This window comes from Erwinia psidii, from assembly GCF_003846135.1.
GTDB lineage: Bacteria > Pseudomonadota > Gammaproteobacteria > Enterobacterales > Enterobacteriaceae > Erwinia > Erwinia psidii.
On sequence record NZ_RHHM01000014.1, the window covers coordinates 15,584 to 35,029 of the forward strand.

Sequence of the window (19,446 nt, forward strand, 5' to 3'; positions counted from 1 at the left end):
TGGCAGGCAGCTGCACTCGCTGCCACCAGCATTAAGAACGCAATAAATTAATAGAGCAACGCGTAAAGCTGTCGGCGGTATTTAGCCGCCAGTGCATCACCGGTTCCCAGCGCTGCGAGAATTTCCTGCAGCATTTTACGTGCCTGCCCTTCAGCAGCGCTTAAATCTTTCTTCAGAAAGCCGAACAGTAGCTCCAGCGCTTCCTCATTACGCCCAACCTGATGCAGTTGCAAAGCCAGTTTCGTGGCCAGTTCAGCATTATCCGGTTCGGCCGCAATCTGCTGCTGGAGCTGTTGGATTTCCGGCGTGTCCGCGGCCTGTTTCAACAGATCGATCTGCGCGATAAGTCCATGATATCTTGTGTCCTTGTCCTGTAATGGCACCACATCCAGCACCGACTGTGCTTCATCGCTGCGATTCAGGGCAATCAGCGCTTCAGCCAGCAGGAAGCCCATTTCACTGCTTTGTTTGCTTAACTGCCAGGCTTCTTTCAGCAACGGCAGCGCTTCCAGCACCTTGCCCTCATCCATCAGCTGCATACCCTGTTGCGCTTTCAGTTCTTCCTCTTTTGGCAGGACTTTATGCAACAGCGTGCGGATGGCTTCTTCCGGCTGAGGGCCCTGGAAACCATCCACTGGCTGTCCATTCTGAAACAGATATACGGTAGGAATTGAGCGAAGGCCAAATTGCTGTGCCACAGCAGGTTCTGCGTCACAATCCAGCTCTGCCAGAATAAACTGACCGGCATACTCCTGTGCCAGTCGCTCCAGCACGGGCGTCAGTTCCTGGCAGTGCTGGCTGCGACCAGACCAGAAATAGAACAGCACCGGAACCTGCATTGACTGTTCCAGCGTCTGATGCAGATTGCTTTCGTTAACGTTGATGATGGCAGGTTGTGGTGACATGGATTTATCTCTTAAAGAAAGTTTCTTACTTTATGGGGGCAGAAGCCCGTGCTTCAAGGTTTATAAGCGTTATCTGCCGGTTTACCGCGCAAAATGCGATCCAGCATCCGGCCGGGTAGCAAGCGCCGCAATACTGTCATGGCATGGGCGACAAGCGTCACAGGATAACGTAAACGCGGACGGCGGCTCTCCAGTGCATGATGAAGTTTAGATAATATTGCCTCCGGTGGCAGCGCGAAGCGGGCGGCAATACCGGGATTTTTAACCGGTCTGTCCTGTTGTGCCTGGTGCACGTTGTCAGTAAAAAGGGTGTTAATCGGACCGGGTTCAATCAGGCTGACATAAACGCCGCTGTCATGCAGTTCCATACGTAAAGCATCTGACCAGGCTTCCAGTGCGTATTTGCTGGCAGCATAAGTCCCACGACCCGGCGTGGAGATAAGGCCCAGCACCGAGCTGGTGTTGATAATTCGCGCGTTACCGTTGGCGCGTAATGCCGGAAGTAACAGGGTGGTGAGTTGGTGAGTACCAAACAGATTTGTGGCAAATTGCTGCTCCATTTGCTCACGGCTGATGGATTCCAGCGGGCCGTAAACGCCATAGCCACCGTTATTGAACAGAGCGAACAGCCTGTGATGACTCAGTTCAAGGATCTGTGCGGCAGCGTGGGCAACGCTGCTACTGTCATTCAGATCCAGTGCTATGCCGGTGAAACCCAGTTGGTTCATACGTTCCACATCCTGCGGTTTACGGCAGGCAGCGAAGATATGATAACCCCGATGCAGTAAATCGTTGGCGGCAGCCAGTCCGATCCCGCTGGAACATCCGGTTATGACGATTGTTTTTTGCATAACTTCACCTGTCAGTAGTCTGTGACTCATGTTTAACTAACGGGGCCAGCGCTTTGGCCATCAGCTCTGCGATAAATGGCTGAGCGTCGGGAGCAGGGTGAATGCCATCCTGCTGCATCCATTCCGGTTTCAGGTAAACCTGCTCCATAAAAAATGGCACTAACGGAACCGTAAATTTGTCAGCCAGACTGGGGTAAATCTCACTGAACGATGCGGTATAGCGTCGACCATAGTTGGCCGGAAGACGGATTTGCATCAGCAGGGGCTGTGCATTTGCTGCTTTGACCTGGCTAATAATTTTACTAAGGTCGTCAGCGATAGTCTGTGGTGGGAAGCCGCGTAAACCGTCATTGCCCCCCAGTTCAATCAGCACCCAACGTGGCTTATGCTGTTTCAATAACACAGGCAATCTTGCCAGCCCTTGCGCTGCGGTGTCGCCGCTTATGCTACCGTTGATGATGGTGGGTGATTTCTGCCATTTGTCATTAAGGAGCGCGGGCCATGCGGCAGTGGCAGACATCCGATAACCGGCGCTGAGGCTGTCACCAAGCACCAACAACGTATCCGCTGCGGTCGCACGTAGCGTTATCAGTAACATGACAATCAGGAAAGGGTAATGCCAGCGGAAAACATTGTTGAAGTTCATCGTCTTAGTAAGTCCGTCGGTGAGGGAGAGCATCAGCTCTCCATCCTTACCGGAGTTGAGCTGGTTGTCAAACCGGCAGAAACCATCGCCCTGATTGGTGAGTCAGGCTCGGGGAAATCCACCCTGCTGGGTATTCTTGCCGGTCTGGATGATGGCAGTGACGGAGAAGTCTTTCTGCTTGGCTCCCCTTTGCATCTGATGGATGAGGAAAAGCGGGCAGCGCTACGGGCGAAAAATGTCGGCTTTGTTTTTCAGTCGTTTATGCTGGTGCCTACCCTTAACGCGCTGGAGAATGCCCAGCTTCCCGCACTGCTTCGCGGGGAAAGTGACCGGCAAAGCCGTGAGCAGGCCCGTAACCTGTTAGCCCAGCTCGGACTGGCAGAGCGCCTGCACCATTTGCCTTCGCAGCTTTCCGGCGGTGAGCAGCAGAGGGTTGCACTTGCCAGAGCGTTCAATGGTCGTCCGGCGCTGCTGTTTGCCGATGAGCCAACCGGCAATCTGGACAGAAAAACCGGCGATCGTATTGCCGATCTGCTGTTCTCACTCAACCGTGATTTCGCCACCACGCTGATTCTGGTCACACATGATGAACAGCTGGCAGCGCGTTGTGACCGCCGACTGCGTGTCCGCGACGGTAAGCTGTGGGAGGAAGCATGATTTGGCGCTGGTTTTGGCGTGAGTGGAAATCGCCCTCGCTACTGATTGTATGGCTGGCACTGACGCTGGCGGTGGCCTGTGTACTGGCGTTGGGCTCGCTCAGTGACCGCATGGAGAAAGGGCTCACCCAGCAAAGCCGTGACTACATGGCAGGCGACCGGACATTGCAAAGCTCGCGTGAAATACCGCAGGGATGGCTGGACGAAGCCCGTCACAACGGGTTGCAGGTGGGGCGCCAACTGACGTTTATGACCATGACGTTTGCAGGAGACGTGCCGCAGCTGGCATCGGTCAAGGCGGTGGACAATATCTATCCCATGTTTGGTACTCTGCTGACCAGCCCGGCGGACCTGAAACCGGCAGAAGGGACGGTACTGGCCGCGCCGCGCCTGTTGGCATTGCTTAATCTGAAGGTGGATGACAGGCTGGATGTGGGGGACACCACGTTGCGTATTGCCGGTGAGGTCATTCAGGAGCCGGATGCGGGCTTTAATCCTTTCCAGACTGCTCCCCGGCTGTTAATGAATCTGGCGGATGTGCAAAAAACCGGGGCCATCCAGCCGGGCAGCCGCGTCACCTGGCGTTATAAATTTGCAGGTACACCAGCGCACCTGGCACGCTATGACAATTTTATCGAATCCCATATCAAGCCAGACCAGCGTTGGGTTAGCGTGGATAATTCTGACGATGCGTTAGGCAAATCGATGCAGCGGGCTCAGCAGTTCCTGCTGCTTTGTGCGCTGTTGACGCTGATGCTGGCGATTGCCGCCGTGGCCGTGGCAATGAGCCATTATTGTCGCAGCCGTTACGATTTGGTGGCCGTGCTGAAAACGCTCGGCGCTAACCGTGTAGCTTTACGTAAGCTGATTGTCGGTCAGTGGCTGGCAGTGCTGCTGCTGGCGGCACTGTCTGGTGGCATCATCGGGCAGGGTTTTGAGCGGCTTCTGCTGAAAATGTTGCAGCCTGTTTTGCCAGGAGCACTGCCTGCTGCAGGCGCATGGCCATGGCTGTGGGCAACAGGCACGCTGTTTGTTATTTCGTTTCTGGTGGGCTTGCGCCCCTATCGCTTACTGCTGGCAACCCAGCCGTTACGGGTGCTGAGGCAGGATGTGGTGGCGAATATCTGGCCGCTAAAATATTATCTTCCGACAATGGCACTGACAGTAGTGCTGCTGCTGGCAATACTGGTGGGAGGCAGTAAGCTGCTCTGGGCGCTGGTGGGGGGGGTTGTGCTGCTTTCACTGCTGTTGGGTGGCATTGGCTGGCTGGCGCTGAAGGTGCTGAAAAGACTGTCAGCAAGTAACCTGGCATTTCGCCTCGCGGTGAGTCGCCTGTTACGGCAGCCCTGGATCACCCTCAGCCAGCTGGCCGCATTTTCACTCTCCTTTATGTTGCTGGCGCTGCTGCTGGTGATGCGTGGCGATCTGCTGGACCGCTGGCAGCAACAGTTGCCGCCCGGTAGTCCTAACTATTTCCTGTTGAATCTGACTCAGGATCAGGTGTCGCAGGTGAAAACGTTCCTTCAGCAGCACCATGTTGAGCCACAGACCTTCTACCCGATCGTCCGGGCACGACTGACAGAAATTAAGAACCAACCGGCAGATCCTGCACTGGATAATTCGCTGAACCGCGAACTGAACCTTACCTGGCAGGAAGTATTACCCGATCATAACCCACTGACAGCCGGTAGCTGGCCACCACAGAAGGGCGAAGTTTCAATGGAGGAGGCTCTGGCAGAGCGGCTTGGCGTCGGGTTGGGGGACACGCTGACCTTCACCGGTGATACACAGATATTTTCAGCAAAAATCACCAGTCTGCGTAAAGTGGACTGGGAGAGCCTGAAGCCCAATTTCTTTTTTATCTTCCCACCAGGCGCACTCGAGGAACAGCCACAGACCTGGCTGACCAGCTTTCGGCTGGAAGGTAACAATGGATTGCTGACCCAGTTGAATCGCCAGTTTCCTACGCTCAGCCTGCTTGATATTGGAACTATTTTGCGACAGATAGGTCAGGTGTTGGCGCAGGTCAGTCGGGCATTGGAGATTATGGTCGTGCTGGTGACAGCATGTGGCGTGCTGCTGCTGTTGGCTCAGGTCCAGGTCGGTATGCGCCAGCGAAGGCAGGAACTGATGGTCTGGCGTACGCTGGGAGCCAGTAAAAAACTTCTGCGTGGAACCTTATGGTGCGAATTTGCCCTGCTGGGGATGGTTTCCGGTGTTGCCGCAGCCATTGGTGCAGAAGCGGCTTTGTGGGGATTACAGCGCAAGGTGTTTGATTTTCCCTGGCAGCCGGATATGTTGCTGTGGGTGGCGCTGCCATTAACCGGCGCATTGCTGCTGTCACTGTGCGGTGGCTGGTTGGGGATCCGTTTGCTGAAAGGGAAAGCGTTATTCAGGCATTATTACTCGGCATGATATCTGTGCAGCGAGCGCTGAGTGGTGGAGAACTCGCCTCTTCAGGCAACAGAAGAATCGCATCCGGTGCTTTGGCGAGCGGCGCTTTTTAAATTCAGAGCTGAATTGCTTTCTGCCCGTAGTGATACGGCATCTGACGGGATGGAACGCTCCGCTGCACACGCATAAGGATCAGGTACAGAGCGCTGACGCAGGCGGGAAAATCTGTCAGCGCCGGAGCGGTTAACAGTCTGATATAGCCGACCGGCGTCAGGGTGGTACTGCCCGATTTGAAAAAAATGCCTTTGATTACCTGTGATATAAACAGGCAGGCAATGTTTTGGCGTAGCGTAATTTCCGGCGCAGACAGGGGCTTTTAACATCACTGAACATGAGGTCTGATACTCCTCATATTTACCACATCGCCCCTCAAACTGGGGCGGCGTGGGGCACTGCTGTGTGGCGTTTGTCTGTCAGTGATGCTGGCTGTCCCTGAGTTTTTTCAGCGCCCAGTCGAGGCCACTGGCATAGTCCTCCGGTAACTGTGTTACCAGCGCATTAAGTGCGGATTGCAGCGCAACCAGGCTGATATCTGACAGATTCAGATGGCCCACTTTACGGCCGGGGCGCACCTCTTTTTCATACCAGTGCAGACGCACCAGCGGTTCATTCAGCCAGGCGGTGTTTACCGCGGTGCCAATCAGATTAACCATCACTGAAGGGGTGCTGACCACCGGTGTTGGCAGTGGCAGGTCCAGAATGGCCCGCAGGTGCAGTTCGAACTGGCTTATGGATGCGCCGTTTTGCGTCCAGTGACCGCTGTTGTGCACCCGAGGGGCCAGTTCATTAATCAGCAAACCCTGCGGTACCACAAAGCATTCCATCGCCATCACGCCAACGTAGTTTAGCGCATTCATAATAGCCGACAGCATGGCTTCTGCCTGTTTCTGTTGTGCCGGATCTGGCCGGGGGAATGCCACACTGGTACGCAGGATACCTTCCTGATGCAGGTTGTGAGTCAGTGGATAAAATACCGTGTTGCCATCTGTTCCACGGGCACCCACCAGCGACACTTCGCCAGAGAAATTGATCCCCTGTTCCACTATGCATTCACCATAACAGTCGGCGGGCAATGTACCGGTTTCGTCCTCGCGCAGACGCCACTGTCCGCGGCCATCATAGCCGCCGGTACGACGCTTAACGATGGCCAGCTCGCCCAGCATGGAAAATATCTGAGGCCATTCACCCGCATTTTTCAGCAACTGCCAGGGGGCGGTGGGCAGGTTGAGACTGTCCAGCAGTTGTTTTTGGGTCAGGCGGTCCGCCAGTCGGGGGAAAATATCGCGGTTAACGAAGGCGTTATGATCCGCCAGTTCGCGCGTCAGCGTCGTTTCCGGCCAGCGTTCGATCTCTGCGGTGATTACGCTCTGATGTATCGGCAAGGCTTCCGGTTCGGCATCCAGCCCTACCGGATAAACGGCAATACCCAGTGGTTCACCTGCCTGACGCAACATCCGGCCAAGCTGCCCATTTCCTAATACACAAACCGGCTTCATGCTTCCTCCCGTGGGTCCGGGTTATTCAGTACATCCTCTGTTTGTGCCTGGCGCCAGTCAGCAAGACGTGAAGCCAGTGACTCGTCGTGCAGGGCCAGAATCTGAGCCGCCAACAGCGCGGCATTAGCCGCACCGGCTTTGCCTATTGCCAGTGTGCCAACCGGGATACCGCGTGGCATCTGCACGATAGAGTAAAGGCTGTCAACACCGCTGAGGGCGGCGCTTTGAACCGGAACGCCCAGCACCGGTAGCAGCGTTTTGGCTGCCAGCATTCCCGGCAGATGTGCCGCGCCGCCAGCACCTGCAATGATCACCCGAAAGCCATTTTCCGCCGCCTGTTCGGCGAAACTGAACAGTTTGTCCGGCGTGCGGTGAGCTGAAACCACTTCGCAATGAAAGGGAACGGACAGGCTGGTGAGTATTTCCGCGGCAAATTGCATGGTTGCCCAGTCACTTTTGGAACCCATAACAATAGCGATGCGGGCCGGTGCGGCATTGGAAGACATGCGGGTGAGACTCCTGTGATTGTACAAACATCGTCTGATAGCCTGTTGAGCCATCAGACGGGAAGGGCAGAGAGAATATCATGACTACAGGGCAAGGAAAACGGTTGCGTAGGTGTGAGCAGAGGCGAGGCGTTGTTAAAAGGGAAAGGAACTCAGGGTGGTTTCGCTCTCGTTAACACGGATTAACCAGCCTTCGCTGTGCCAGGCACCCAGTACCAGACGTTCTGAGAGCTGACCATTTACTGTTAGCTGATGAACACCGGGCCGGTGTGTATGGCCATGAATAAGACAGTGAACCCGGTGACGGGTCATGGCATGGGCTACGGCATCATGATTGACGTCCATAATTGCCATCGTCTTACCACGGTTGGCCTGTTTGCTTCCCGCACGCATTCTGGCTGCAATTCGCTTACGTATAAAAAGCGGCAGCGCAAGAAACAGCGTCTGTAGCCAGGGCTGTTGCACTTTTCGCCGAAAATGCTGATAGCTTTGATCATCGGTACACAGCGTGTCGCCGTGCATAATCAGAATACGTTTGCCGTATAGTTCCAGCACCTTTTCCTCTGGCAGCAGCGTCATACCACAGGCAGCGGCAAAGTTTTTACCTACCAGAAAATCACGGTTGCCGTGAATAAAATAGCAGGGAACGCCTGAGCGGCTTAAGGCCAGCAGCGCGGCGGCGACCTCAGCATGCAAAGGCTGTGGATCGTCATCGCCAATCCATGATTCAAACAGATCGCCCAGAATATACAGTGCTTCGGCCTGGCAAGCGTCGCGCTGCAAAAAAGCAAGAAAACCGGCGGTAATGGCCGGTTCTTCTGTGCAGAGATGGAGATCTGCGATAAACAGCGTACAGGACATTATTCGCTGACAGTCACTTTCTGGATCACCACGTCTTCTTTTGGTACGTCCTGATGCATACCGCTGCGCCCGGTTGCGACAGCCTTAATTTTGTCCACCACGTCCATTCCTTCAACCACTTCAGCGAAAACGCAGTAACCCCAGCCTTGCAGACTTTCATCACGGAAATTCAGAAAGTCATTGTCTGCCACGTTGATAAAGAACTGTGCGGTAGCAGAGTGCGGAGCCTGAGTACGCGCCATCGCCAGCGTACCTTTGGTGTTTTTCAGACCGTTACTGGCTTCGTTACGAATCTCTTCTTTGGTCGATTTCTGATTCATGCCGGGTTCGAAGCCGCCACCCTGAATCATAAAACCATTGATAACACGGTGGAAAATTGTGTTGTCGTAGAAACCTTCACGGCAATAATCCAGGAAGTTTTTAACGGTAGCCGGCGCTTTATCATCAAAGGTTTTGATAACGATATCGCCATGATTAGTCTGGAAAGTGACCATAATTTCATTCCTGTCAGGGTGGAAGTAGTTTAACCGTTAGCCAGTGCCGCCAGATGACGGGCTTTGCAGGCGTTAGCAGAGCGCTTTTATATCACAAAAAATGATGTTGAGTCAGCTCCATAGCGCAATACCCAATCTGTATTACCTTGTTTTGCATGGCGCTTGGGTTAACAATACGTCAGAATAAGCGTTTAACCAGTAATCCACCGCACACGCTAAAAAACGGAATGTCTCAATGCTTAAGATTTTCAACACTCTGAGTCGTCAGAAAGAGGAATTTAAACCGATTAATGCCGGACAAATCGGTATGTACGTGTGTGGCATTACCGTTTACGACCTTTGCCATATTGGCCATGGCCGCACGTTTGTCGCTTTTGATGTGGTGGCGCGTTACCTGCGTTTTCTGGGCTATTCGCTGAAATATGTCCGCAATATCACCGATATTGACGATAAAATTATCAAACGTGCCAATGAAAATCAGCAGGCTATCCAGCAACTGACCGATGTCATGATTGCCGAAATGCACAAGGATTTTAACGCGCTGAATATTTTGCCACCGGATGTTGAACCCCGTGCAACCCAACATATTGATGACATCATCTCGCTGGTGAGCAGGCTGATTGAACGTGAACACGCCTATGTTGCCAGCAACGGCGATGTCATGTTCTCAGTTGAAAGCGATGCTGATTATGGCCTGTTGTCCCGTCAGGACCTTGAGCAGTTGCAGGCGGGGGCCCGTGTGGAGGTCACCGCTGAAGTGAAGCGTAACCCGATGGACTTTGTGCTGTGGAAAATGTCGAAAGCGGATGAGCCAGCCTGGCCCTCTCCGTGGGGCAATGGGCGTCCGGGCTGGCATATTGAGTGTTCAGCGATGAACTGCAAACAGCTGGGAGAGCACTTTGATATTCATGGCGGCGGATCTGATTTGATGTTTCCCCACCATGAAAATGAGATTGCTCAGTCATCCTGTGCGCACGACGGCCAGTATGTCAACTACTGGATGCATTCCGGGATGGTGATGGTTGATCGTGAAAAAATGTCCAAATCGTTGAATAATTTCTTTACGGTGCGTGACGTCCTGACACATTACGACGCGGAGACAGTGCGATATTTTTTGATGTCGGGTCACTATCGCAGCCAACTTAACTATGGTGAGGATAATCTGAAGCAGGCCCGTGCGGCGCTGGAACGTCTTTATACTGCACTCCGCCATACCGACACCTCGGCTGTCCCCTCCGGCGGTGAGATATTCGAAACCCGTTTTCGTGAGGCGATGGATGATGATTTCAACACGCCTGAGGCTTATTCCGTGTTGTTTGACATGGCGCGTGAAGTAAACCGACTGAAGGCGGAAGATACCGTGGCCGCTGATGGCCTGGCTGCAAAAATGCGTCAGCTGGCAGCCGTCCTGGGGCTGCTGGAACAGGACCCGGTGGCCTTTCTGCAAAGTGCTGCACTGAACGTTGATGACGGTGAAGTCGCTGAGATCGAAGCGCTGATTAAGATGCGCTTCGATGCCCGCCGCGAGAAAAACTGGGCACAGGCCGATGTGGCGCGAGACAAGCTGAATGCGTTGGGCGTTGTTCTGGAAGATAGCCCTCAGGGGACCACCTGGCGTCGTAAGTAACCGTTTATGCCCCTTTAACCGGGGCAGGAGAAATGCCGGAGGGTTTCCGGCATTTTTTTCAGACGGTTACCTTAATGGACATTCCGTTAAAGCTGACTTGCTGTCCTTGCGTAATTTTACAGCGCTTACGGGTTTCGACACGACCATCGACTTTGACCTGACCGTCAGCAATAGCGTCTTTCGCCGCACCGCCACTCTCAACCCAGCCTTCCAGCTTCAGCAGGTCACAGAGATCAACATGGGGGTGTTTACCCAGAGAGAATACTGCCATTATTGCGCTCCCCCATCGTTAAACTCTTCACAGGCTTGTAATGTATTTTGGATCAGTGTAGCCACCGTCATTGGGCCAACCCCACCGGGCACCGGGGTGATATATGCGGCGCGTTCAGCGGCTGCATCAAAATCCACATCACCCACGACTTTGCCATTTTCCAGACGGTTAATCCCAACATCAATGACGATTGCCCCAGGTTTGACCCAGTTACCGGGTATAAAGCCAGGCTTACCGACTGCCACGACAAGTAGATCGGCATGTTCCACATGGTGACGCAAATCTTTGGTGAATCGGTGGGTAACGGTAGTGGTACAGCCAGCCAGCAGCAGTTCCATACTCATTGGACGGCCAACAATATTGGATGCGCCGATGACCACCGCGTTCAGTCCATAGGTATCAATATGGTAGCGTTCCAACAGAGTGATTATACCGCGGGGCGTACAGGGACGAAGCATCGGGGCACGCTGGCACAGGCGACCAACGTTATAAGGATGGAAGCCATCGACATCTTTGGATGGAGATATATGCTCCAGTACCTTGACGTAATCAATTCCGGCCGGAAGCGGCAGCTGCACCAGAATTCCGTCGATGGTGCTGTCATTATTTAACCGTTCGATCAGTGCAAGGAGTTCCGCTTCGCTGGTAGATTCAGGCAGATCGTAAGAGTGTGATAAAAAGCCCACTTCCTCACAGGCACGGCGTTTGCTGCCAACATAAATTTGTGATGCCGGATTTTCACCGACCAGAACAACTGCCAGCCCTGGCGCGCGTTTACCAGCAGCAAGCCGCTGCTGTACTTTTTCAGCAACCTCTTGCCGTACCTGCTGCGCAATCGTTTTACCGTCAATAATCTTAGCTACCATCAGAGAGGGGATCCATCTGTGTTGAGTTGAAACGGGGGTGGCGCCTATTTTGTCAGAAGCAGGCGCCACTGTCAGGTACAGTTTCAGTACTAACTGCTCAATAGTGCAGCAACGGGAAAACTAACCCGGTAAAATCGTTGACTCGTCGGGTTCGCCCCGTATAATTCGACCACGCATTACCCCCATGCGCCCTTAGCTCAGCTGGATAGAGCACCGGCCTTCTAAGCCGTAGGTCACAGGTTCGAATCCTGTAGGGCGTACCAAATTCATATCAAGAGACGTCAACTTACGTCTTTTTTTATTCATTTAATTCAATGAAATAGCTGATTTTAAGCCGACTCCATTCTACCCAAGTCTACCGACATCAATCCACATCAAGTACTATTTGTTGGTATAAGTGTTGGTACAACCCCGTTCAATGACTTTTTATACCAACATCCAGCGATGGAGAGCAGCCAATGGCGCTTACAGATGTAAAAGTCCGCAGTGCGAAACCCACCGATAAAGCTTTCAAACTTACCAATGGAGAAGGGTGTAGTGGCATAGTGAATTTGGCCACCTGAACAGAGGTGATAGATATCATCGCCTCATAGTTAAAAACAGGTGACATTATGACCGGACGTAACAGACGCAATTTTAGCCCTGAGTTTCGCCTTGAAGCGGCCCAGCTTGTACTCGATCAGCATTACACCGTTGCCGCCGCTGCCACGGCAATGAATGTCGGCAAATCCACGATGGATAAGTGGGTTCGCCAGTTGAAAGAAGAACGGGCAGGAAAATCACCCATAGCTTCACCCATCACACCGGAACAGATTGAAATATGCGAGCTCAGGAAAAGACTCCAACACCTTGAAATGGAAAGAGATATACTAAAAAATGCTACCGCGCTCCTGATGTCAGATTCCCTGAACCGTTCTCATTAGTTGAGAAGCTCAGGGGGCGGTTTCCCGTTGCCGTTGTGTGCAATGTGTTTGGGGTTCATCGCAGCAGCTATAAATACTGGCGGCAACCAAAGAAGCCTGATGCCACACGCGTGGCATTACTCAGTCTTGTTCGTGAAAGCTAACGCGAAAGTAATGGTTCCGCAGGCGCACGTAATATTGCCGCGCTGGTCACCACCAAAGGCGTAAAACTGAGTCGCTGGCGGGCAACAAAGCTGATGAAAGAACTTAATCTCATCAGCTGTCAGCACCTGGCCATCGATACAAGAAGGCGTCTAAGGAACACGTAGAGATCCCCAATTATCTGGAACGCCAGTTTGCAGTAACAGAGCCTAATCAGGTCTGGTGTGGCGATGTAACTTATATCTGGGCGGGTAAACGTTGAGCTTATTTAGCCGTTGTACTTGATCTGTTTTCCCGTAAACCGGTTGGCTGGGCGATGTCATTTTTCCCGGACTCTGCACTGACAACGAAAGCGCTGTCCATGGCCTGGGAAGCACGAGGAAAGCCCGCTAATTTACTGTATCACCCGGATCAAGGTAGCCACTATCTCAGCAGAAATTTCAGACAGTTACTGTGGAGATATCAGATAAAGCAAAGCCTGAGTCGCCGGGGAAATTACTGGGATAACAGCCCGATGGAACGTTTTTTTAGAAGCCTGAAACGGAGTGGGTGCCGGATAATGGATACGCTAATTTTAGCGAAGCCAGCGCAGCGATAACGAACTACATTACGGGATATTACAGCCAGCTCAGACCCCATCAATATAATGGTGGCTTGACGCCGAATGAATCAGAACGATTGTTCTGGAGAAACTTTAAAGTCGTGGCCAGTTTCTGTTGACCACTACAAAACATGCACATTTACATTTTCTTAAGCGCATTATTTAACTTTAAAGTAAGTGCGGTCGTTCGTAGATGATTATCGTGTCGACACCAAACATAAACCTCAGCTACTACCTTTTCCCATATAACGGAATACTCTTAATGTATTAATTAAGGGAGTAAGGTTAGGAGAAAAAAATATTTTACACTAGCATCTTCATATTGACTGAAATTTAGATTCATAATAAAAAAGGCAATTAAATTGAAAAAACTTTCTCTGGCTTTAATGATTACTACGGCTTTATTTACCCAATCAGCTTTTTCGGCAGAAAATCACAGGGCGATAAGCTATTTGACTTCCTGGGGGTTAAGCGATGGTGATGCAGCGACATTAGCAAAATCTAAAATTGATAGTTTCCTTCTGGCATTCGGAAAGTGGGATGATAATGGAAATATCGTCACATCTGATGGTATAGCATCATTACCGGATTATAATGCCTGGTGGATGCCAACTGCCTATGTAACCTGGACTCAGCTGAAATTTGCGCAGCCTGAGAAAAAAATGATGCTCGCCTTTGGCGGCCAGACATATGAAGAAATCTGGTCCCATATCGATACTGCGGAGAAGCGTGAAAAGGTTGTCGCCGGGCTTGCTCAACTTCTGAAAACACCATTCCCTGTTTACAGGAAAAATATGAAGGAGTCAGAAATAGCCGGTGAATGTCTGAACTGGAACTGGAATGGTACGGTTTGTGATATGACCACTTACCAGAAAGCGGGTGAAGTTTATCTCGATGGTATTGATTTTGATTTTGAGAAAGCCGCCCGCCTGACTGAAAAAGAAAATGATGATCTTCTGCAACTGGCGACACGTCTGCGTGAGGTCGTAGGCACAGAGAAACTCATCAGCTTAACCACGTATCATGTGGGAGCGGATCCGGTGAGCTGTGCGGATAGTGCAGTTACCGAAGGTTGCTCTTATGTTGAAAATAAGCGCTCTACGCACCATGGCGAAGTGCTGACTTTACTATCGCAAAGCAAGGATATTTTTGATTTCTTCAATGTCATGGCTTATGACGCTGGACCGGAATTTAAATATCAGACTGCGATGCTTAACTATGCCAATGCGATCGGTGACGCCAGCAAAGTGGTACTGGGAAACACCATCAACTCGCAGTGGGGCCCAAACAACAATTTTACCGAATCCCGCGTGAATAATATTGCGCGTACTAAATGGCAGGCGCAGAACGGATACGGCGGCTTTTTTGTCTGGACCGTCGGAGCCAGCACTGAGCAGTTAAGTGTCGCACAACAGGCTGCCTATATCGATGAAATGAAAGATGCGGCTGACAGTGTGGAAAATGAGTCGGGGATAAAGATTAACGATCTGACTATTAAAATGGGTAGGATTACATTAGACCTTCCTACGGATGTGTTTAATGGTAAAAACCGTATCATTATCCAAAAAAATGGTTCCTATCTGGCTGAGTCCTATGAAGGGAAAAGTTATTATTCTTCAAAGGATAGCTTTACAGAAAAAAATACCGTTTTCAGTGTGGTAACCGATCTGAAAGAAGGGGATATTGTTACCGTTGATCTTTATGATGGTAAACCCGGTGGGTCTTATAACACTGTATTGCAATCTCTGAAAAAAGAAACAGTCACAAAAGAGGATGTTAACACTGATAGTATTAAACTGACCAGTGTGGATGTTACGAAGCAGGGAGTAACTGTGACCCTGCCAGACAGTGTATATCAGGAGTATAATCGAGTTATGGTCAGAAAAAATGGCCAATACTTAGGTGAGTCTTACAACGGTAAAAGTTACTTCGCTTACAAAGTGTCGGCACCTGCTGGTCAGGCCAGTTATATGATAAAAAATGCAATACAGAACGGTGATGAAATTACTGTTACATTAAATGCTGGCAAGCCAGGTGATAATTCTTCTGTCGTGCTGAAGGAGTTATATCGTGTAAAAGCCAGTTTTTAATTTTCCCGAATAACTTTCAAGGAAATCTCTTTGGAGATTTCCTTCTTTTTCTGTCAATAGGGAGATTGATTTTAAAGGAGTATAATTGAACCGAATTAATATCAATGTTCTGTTATTGTTTCTGTCTTCATGTGTTGTGATTTTTACTGCCTGGAGTATTTCTCAGATGTTCAGGGCAGTAGCAAATGAAAAAACTGAGAGAATATTGACTCATAATTTGCTCAGAGAAAGTCATTCTGTTTTCATAGCACCAGATGGACTGGTATTATTCCAATCTGTGGAACGAAAAGCCCCAAATCCGTGGAGAGTGAACGGGAAAGTTCCCGATGATAACGTACTTATTAAAGCACCGTTAAATCAATCAGGTTTAGAAGTTGTTGGCATCCTGAGTGGTAAAGATTGTGCAACATCAATTGTGATAATAAAAGAAGATAACAGCCAGAAAAGTTATCGTTGTGGGGAAACCCTGTCAGGAAGATCTGTAGTAATCGTTAAAATTTTTCATGATGTAGTAATTATTAATAACAAAAATTATTATGAAACACTACGTATTGATCAATGAATATACATGCCAATTTTTTCTTTTTTTCACGGAAATATCATCCCAGGATAAGGGATTTTTTGTGAGGTTTTTTCAAATTTGTTAAAGATAAATAGCCATGTCAGAATGCTGACATTACTAACATCTCTCCTGTTAACAGGAATGTCAGGCAGTGCCATTGCTGAAGGACTCTCTGCGAATTTTAAAAACACTGATATTCATGAGTTTATCAACACTGTCAGTGCTAACCTGAATAAAACTATCATCATAGATCCTTCAGTTCAGGGTGCCATTAGCGTTCGAAGCTACGAACAAATGGATAATGAGCAATATTATCAATTTTTCCTTAGCGTCCTGAGTGTTTATGGCTATGCCGTGGTCACCACGCCCAATGGGGCACTTAAGGTTTTGCCTGAACGTAATGCAAAATCAGCGGGCATCCGGCTATTGCGTAGTGGTGAGATACCAGAAAGTGATGAGATCATTGTCAGAATTACGCCCTTACGTAATATTTCTGGCAGAGAGCTTGCACCGTTGCTGCGTCAACTGAATAATGCCGCTGAAGGCAGTATTATTTACTATGATCCTGCCAATGTTATTCTTATGACCGGACGCGCTTCTGTTGTTAATCAGCTGGTTTCTGTCATTAAAGATGTTGATGAAAAAGCAAATTTCCAGGTTGAAACATTACATTTAAACAACGCTTCTGCGACCGGTGTGGCTAGCCTTGCCATGTCATTGTACAGCAACGGTGGTGGAGAGAATGCATCAGGGCGTATTTTGGCTCATGTCGTTGCTGATGAAAGAACAAATTCAATCTTAATTACTGGCGACGAACCCGCCAGGAAAAAAATGATTGCCACCTTAAAAAAACTGGATGAAGAAAGAGGTGCATTGCAATCTGGAAATACCCGCGTTATTTATCTTGAGTACGCGAAAGCAAAAAATTTGCTCAATGTTCTCAGTGGTATCACCAGTAGTAAATCAGCCACGCCTAATGAATCGTCCCCGCTTGTAATCAGTTCAGGCACCAGTAATGAAGTGAGCATTAAAGCTGATGAAGAAACAAATTCGCTAATTATTACTGGTCCTCAACACCTGATGAACGATATGCAGGAGGTTATTGCCAAACTCGACATACGTCGCGCGCAGGTGCTGGTTGAAGCTATTATTGTTGAAGTTTCTGATGCCGAAGGGCTGAACTTTGGTATTCAGTGGATGAATACTTACGCCGGAGGTACCAATTTTTCCTCCACCACGGGAGGATCGGTCACTACGATCCCGGATAAAGGTATCGTCAATTCATTGTCGGGATTATCAGGGCTGGCGACAGGTTTTTACCGGGGGAACTGGGCCGGACTGGTCACGGCACTGCAAACTAACAGCCAGAGCAATATCCTGGCAACGCCAAGTATTGTCACGCTTGACAATATGGAAGCTGAATTTACTGTCGGTCAGGAGGTTCCGGTATTAACCGGATCGCAAACCACGTCAGGAGATAATGTATATAACACCGTAGAAAGAAAGAGTGTGGGTATTAAATTAAAAGTTACTCCGCAAATTAATCGGGGAGACTCGGTTATGTTGAGTATCGAACAGGAAGTTTCCAGTGTATCAGACTCAGCAACCAACAATGATTTAGGTCCTACATTTGACACACGCGTGGTGCGCAATGCCGTGTTAGTTGGCACCGGTAATACGGTGGTGGTTGGAGGATTACTGGATACCAGTAATAATCATTCAGAAAATAAAGTGCCGTTGCTGGGCCGTATCCCCATACTTAAATACCTTTTTGGTGCAACCAGCAAAAAAGTCAACAAACGGAATTTGATGCTGTTTATCCGCCCGACGATAATCCGTGAACAGGATGAATTTAATCGTGTCAGCCAGCAGTCACGTGGCAAATTTAATCAGCATGATTTGAAAACGGCGGCAGATCATCAGGTTGAGCAGATACTTAATCAGGAAACCGGGCTACCCGGTTCGGCTAATGAACTCCAGCAGGTGCTCGGCAATATCAACGCCTTTTATGCCGGGCAGTCGCGATGAAAGAACATCTGTTTCCTTTTGCGTGGGTACAACAATCTGGCGTGTTCTATTTACCGGGGCCGGACCGCTTTATTGGCTTCCGTCAGAACGCCAGTCCGCTGGCTCTGGCTGAAGCCGTCAGAATTGCGCCATCCTGCCCGTTGCGGTTGATTGCTGATGAGGATTTTACCCAACAGATTATTGATACCTATCGGCAGGATGCATCTCAGGCGCGGCAGATGATGGAGAATCTCGGTAATGAGATCGATTTTTTCCAACTGGCACAGTCTCTGCCAGAGGATGAAGACCTGCTTGATTGTGATGATGGAGCCCCGGTTATCCGCTTTATCAATGCGATGCTGAGCGAGGCGATCAAGGAAACCGCCTCGGATATCCATATTGAGCCCTATGAGCGGCAGCTGCTGATCCGCTTTCGGGTCGATGGTGTTCTGCGGGCTGTGTTGACACCACCGAGACAGTTGACGGCGGTGTTGATCTCCAGAATTAAGGTGATGGCCCGGCTGGATATTGCGGAGAAGCGTTTGCCGCAGGATGGCCGTATTGCGCTGCGAATTGGTGGCCGTGCTGTTGATGTGCGTGTTTCTACTTTGCCGTCACGCTATGGCGAGAGGCTGGTACTGCGCCTGCTGGACAAAAGTGCGGTACAGCTTGATCTGGCTCAGCTCGGCATGGATCCGACTAAGCGTGACAGCATCAGCGAATTGTTAAGTAAGCCTCATGGGATCATTCTGGTTACTGGTCCTACCGGTTCCGGCAAAAGCACCACGCTTTATGCGGCTCTTAATCAGATTAACTCTCAGGATCGCAATATCATGACGGTTGAAGATCCTATTGAGTATGAGCTGGAAGGCATCGGGCAGACGCAGGTCAATCCCAAAGTGGATATGACCTTTGCCAGGGGATTGAGGGCCATTTTGCGCCAGGATCCTGACGTAGTGATGATTGGTGAGATCCGTGATACTGAAACCGCAAAAATTGCCGTACAGGCCTCACTGACCGGACATCTGGTTTTATCAACGCTACACACCAATACCGCTATCGGCGCGGTCGGTCGTTTACGCGATATGGGTGTTGAACCTTTTCTGCTGGCCAGCTCACTGACCGGTATCCTTGCTCAGCGGCTGGTGAGAACCTTATGTCGGCATTGTCGACAGGCTACGAAACTGAGCGCCGGACAGTTGAGTCACCTCGGTTTCTCTCACCACTGTGAGGAGGCTGTTACGGTGTATCAGCCGGCAGGCTGCGAGGACTGCAATCAGACCGGTTATCGAGGACGTACCGGTATCCACGAACTGTTAATGATCGATGCGCCACTTCGTCAGGCAATCGCTCAGGGGCAAAGTGAGGATGCCCTGGAGCAGATTACCCGCAGGAGTGCCAGCAGTGTTCGTGATGATGGCTGGCAAAAAGTCCTCGAAGGGATCACTTCTCTGGAAGAGGTATCCAGAGTGACAGGTCTGGACTGAAT

General features: G+C 50.4%; 16 protein-coding genes, 1 tRNA gene and 2 pseudogenes. 10 read left to right on the top strand and 9 right to left on the bottom strand.

From position 1 onward, the window contains the following. Window positions 1-47 precede the first annotated feature (47 nt). The 3 genes from EB241_RS16250 to tesA are packed head-to-tail and all read right to left on the bottom strand — an operon-like array spanning window position 48 to window position 2,402. Window positions 48-905, bottom strand: a complete 858-nt coding sequence (locus EB241_RS16250) for a co-chaperone YbbN (protein ID WP_124234163.1) — start codon at window positions 903-905, stop codon at window positions 48-50. Window positions 906-958: 53 nt separating this feature from the next. After that, the gene (locus EB241_RS16255) at window positions 959-1,756 is read right to left on the bottom strand and encodes an SDR family oxidoreductase (protein ID WP_124234164.1); all 798 of its coding nucleotides are present in this window, start codon (window positions 1,754-1,756) and stop codon (window positions 959-961) included. A 4-nt stretch (window positions 1,757-1,760) separates the two neighbouring features. Next, the gene (tesA, locus tag EB241_RS16260) at window positions 1,761-2,402 is read right to left on the bottom strand and encodes a multifunctional acyl-CoA thioesterase I/protease I/lysophospholipase L1 (protein WP_124234165.1); all 642 of its coding nucleotides are present in this window, start codon (window positions 2,400-2,402) and stop codon (window positions 1,761-1,763) included. Between tesA and ybbA the strand changes: the two genes are divergently transcribed. Next, entirely contained in the window at window positions 2,373-3,059 is a 687-nt protein-coding gene (gene ybbA / locus EB241_RS16265) for a putative ABC transporter ATP-binding protein YbbA (RefSeq protein ID WP_124234166.1), read from the top strand. The genes tesA and ybbA overlap by 30 nt on opposite strands. Beyond that, window positions 3,056-5,473: a putative ABC transporter permease subunit YbbP gene (ybbP, locus tag EB241_RS16270; RefSeq protein ID WP_124234167.1), complete on the top strand. Its 2,418-nt coding sequence runs from the start codon at window positions 3,056-3,058 to the stop codon at window positions 5,471-5,473. Before ybbA ends, ybbP begins: the two co-directional genes overlap by 4 nt. A gap of 452 nt (window positions 5,474-5,925) precedes the next feature. On the opposite strand, the gene purK is transcribed toward ybbP, so the two are convergent. The 4 genes from purK to ppiB form a co-directional block, all read right to left on the bottom strand. Beyond that, window positions 5,926-7,008, bottom strand: a complete 1,083-nt coding sequence (gene purK, locus EB241_RS16275) for a 5-(carboxyamino)imidazole ribonucleotide synthase (RefSeq protein ID WP_124234168.1) — start codon at window positions 7,006-7,008, stop codon at window positions 5,926-5,928. Continuing rightward, window positions 7,005-7,514 (bottom strand): 5-(carboxyamino)imidazole ribonucleotide mutase, encoded by a 510-nt coding sequence (gene purE, locus EB241_RS16280; RefSeq protein ID WP_124234169.1) that lies wholly within the window; start codon window positions 7,512-7,514, stop codon window positions 7,005-7,007. The genes purK and purE overlap by 4 nt, the downstream gene beginning before the upstream one ends. A 135-nt stretch (window positions 7,515-7,649) precedes the next feature. After that, on the bottom strand, window positions 7,650-8,375 hold the full coding sequence (gene lpxH, locus EB241_RS16285; RefSeq protein ID WP_124234170.1) for a UDP-2,3-diacylglucosamine diphosphatase: 726 nt from the start codon (window positions 8,373-8,375) through the stop codon (window positions 7,650-7,652). Then, window positions 8,375-8,869 (bottom strand): peptidylprolyl isomerase B, encoded by a 495-nt coding sequence (ppiB, locus tag EB241_RS16290; protein ID WP_124234171.1) that lies wholly within the window; start codon window positions 8,867-8,869, stop codon window positions 8,375-8,377. The genes lpxH and ppiB overlap by 1 nt, the downstream gene beginning before the upstream one ends. Before the next feature lie 235 nt (window positions 8,870-9,104). Here ppiB and cysS point away from each other — a divergent pair, with 235 nt between their 5' ends. Next, the gene (gene cysS, locus EB241_RS16295) at window positions 9,105-10,496 is read left to right on the top strand and encodes a cysteine--tRNA ligase (RefSeq protein ID WP_124234172.1); all 1,392 of its coding nucleotides are present in this window, start codon (window positions 9,105-9,107) and stop codon (window positions 10,494-10,496) included. Between the two features lie 58 nt (window positions 10,497-10,554). Here cysS and ybcJ read toward each other — a convergent pair whose 3' ends face one another. After that, window positions 10,555-10,767 (bottom strand): ribosome-associated protein YbcJ, encoded by a 213-nt coding sequence (gene ybcJ / locus EB241_RS16300; protein WP_124234173.1) that lies wholly within the window; start codon window positions 10,765-10,767, stop codon window positions 10,555-10,557. Further along, the gene (gene folD, locus EB241_RS16305; RefSeq protein WP_124234174.1) at window positions 10,767-11,633 is read right to left on the bottom strand and encodes a bifunctional methylenetetrahydrofolate dehydrogenase/methenyltetrahydrofolate cyclohydrolase FolD; all 867 of its coding nucleotides are present in this window, start codon (window positions 11,631-11,633) and stop codon (window positions 10,767-10,769) included. Before folD ends, ybcJ begins: the two co-directional genes overlap by 1 nt. Window positions 11,634-11,819: 186 nt before the next feature. Here folD and EB241_RS16310 point away from each other — a divergent pair. The 7 genes and pseudogenes from EB241_RS16310 to gspE all read left to right on the top strand — a co-directional run bounded on the left by EB241_RS16310 (window position 11,820) and on the right by gspE (window position 19,444). Next, window positions 11,820-11,896, top strand: a tRNA-Arg gene (locus EB241_RS16310). Window positions 11,897-12,091: 195 nt separating this feature from the next. Then, a pseudogene (locus EB241_RS21610) lies at window positions 12,092-12,166 on the top strand (integrase); the annotation flags it as partial. A gap of 78 nt (window positions 12,167-12,244) precedes the next feature. Further along, window positions 12,245-13,417 (top strand): annotated as a pseudogene (locus EB241_RS16320) (IS3 family transposase). A 243-nt stretch (window positions 13,418-13,660) separates the two neighbouring features. Then, window positions 13,661-15,388 (top strand): glycoside hydrolase family 18 protein, encoded by a 1,728-nt coding sequence (locus EB241_RS16325; RefSeq protein WP_124234175.1) that lies wholly within the window; start codon window positions 13,661-13,663, stop codon window positions 15,386-15,388. 85 nt (window positions 15,389-15,473) lie between these two features. Beyond that, window positions 15,474-15,950, top strand: coding sequence for a type II secretion system protein N (locus EB241_RS16330; protein WP_124234176.1), 477 nt, complete (start codon window positions 15,474-15,476; stop codon window positions 15,948-15,950). A gap of 105 nt (window positions 15,951-16,055) precedes the next feature. Then, on the top strand, window positions 16,056-17,978 hold the full coding sequence (gene gspD, locus EB241_RS16335) for a type II secretion system secretin GspD (RefSeq protein WP_407644281.1): 1,923 nt from the start codon (window positions 16,056-16,058) through the stop codon (window positions 17,976-17,978). Next, window positions 17,975-19,444, top strand: a complete 1,470-nt coding sequence (gene gspE / locus EB241_RS16340) for a type II secretion system ATPase GspE (RefSeq protein ID WP_124234178.1) — start codon at window positions 17,975-17,977, stop codon at window positions 19,442-19,444. Before gspD ends, gspE begins: the two co-directional genes overlap by 4 nt. Window positions 19,445-19,446: the final 2 nt, after the last annotated feature.